Origin of the sequence: Moorena producens 3L, from assembly GCF_000211815.1 — a bacterium.
Classification (GTDB): Bacteria; Cyanobacteriota; Cyanobacteriia; order Cyanobacteriales; family Coleofasciculaceae; genus Moorena; species Moorena producens.
Genome location: NZ_GL890894.1, coordinates 1979 through 3202 on the forward strand (window position 1 = coordinate 1979; position 1224 = coordinate 3202).

The 1224-nt window shown below is 54.4% G+C and carries 1 protein-coding gene; it reads left to right on the top strand.

Features of this window, described 5'->3' with window-relative positions; all coding sequences use genetic code 11:
• Positions 1–192: 192 nt before the first annotated feature.
• Positions 193–1224: Calx-beta domain-containing protein (locus tag LYNGBM3L_RS45075; protein ID WP_229414463.1), on the top strand; the 1032-nt coding region annotated here is incomplete at its 3' end.

Below are 1224 nucleotides of genomic sequence, written 5' to 3' on the forward strand. Positions count from 1 at the left end.
CAGGTTGAGGTGGAGTCCGGCAGTTACTTTCTGAGGTTGAGGGGAACGGGAAAAGGGTCGCCCGTTGAATCCGGATACAGCAACTATGGAAGCCTTGGGCAGTTTACGCTTACGGGCGGAGTCACGGCAGGCAACGAAACCGTTGTTTCCCTTCTCGCGCTCTCCGATGCCGTCCCCGAGGGCGATGACGGAGTGACTCGGTTTCGATTCGCTGTACAGCGAGTTGGTACTGACTTGGGGGCAGCCACCGTTGACTATCGTCTAGAAGAGGCAAGTCCCTTGTCGGTTGATGACTTTTCGGAGTTGGTTGTTCCGGCTGGCGTCGTTAACTTCGATGATGGGCAGTCTGTCGCGTATTTTTCGGTGGACATTGCAGCGGACACTGTGGTCGAACCCAATGAGCTGCTCACTTTAGTTTTGCGAAATCCGTCTGACAACTTGGTGTTGGGGGTGGATAGAGCCGAGTCGACGGTGGTGAACGACGATGAAAATACGCTTCGCTTTGGAGTCGAGGAGTTCGCTCTGGTTGAGGGAGAGACGATCGAGGTTCCAATTCATCTTACGGCCATTGAACAGCATGAAGTATTTGGTGAGTTCGTAGTGCGGCCCGCGGAATCTGAATCTGTTGATCCGTCCGACTTTCCCGGTGGCAAATATCCAAGCGGATCTTTCGTGCTGGAGCCTGGGAAAACGGAAGTTTCTGTCACGCTCGCTACGAGCGACGACCTGGCCATTGAACCCACGGAGCAGTTTTTAGTAGATCTTGTTGCACTTCGTGGCGGCGAAGAGTTGAGTGGTGGAACCGTCATTGGGGCGCTGTTTGACAATGACAGTTCCGTGGGAATTCGAGCCGTAGACGGCGAGCGACACGAGGGAGGGAATGGTGAATCCGTTTCCATTGAGTTCGAGGTCTTTCGGCAAGGCAATGTGTCGCAAGACGCGTCAGTAGCGTTCGCGGCGTTTCCGGTGGGCGATGCTCCAGTCTCCCGCAACGATTTTGTGGGAGGTGAGTTTCCCTCTGGGAATTTTGAATTCGCAGCCGGGCAAGATTCAGGATTCATCGCAATTGAAATACGGGGCGATGACATCGTTGAGAGTGATGAACGCTTTGGAGTGCGACTTGGTGAGCTGCAGGGGGCATCCTTCATCTCAGACTCGGAGGCGTTGGGGACTATCCGCAACGACGACACGAGGGTCAATGTTCTTGTGCGAGAAACAAAGCTG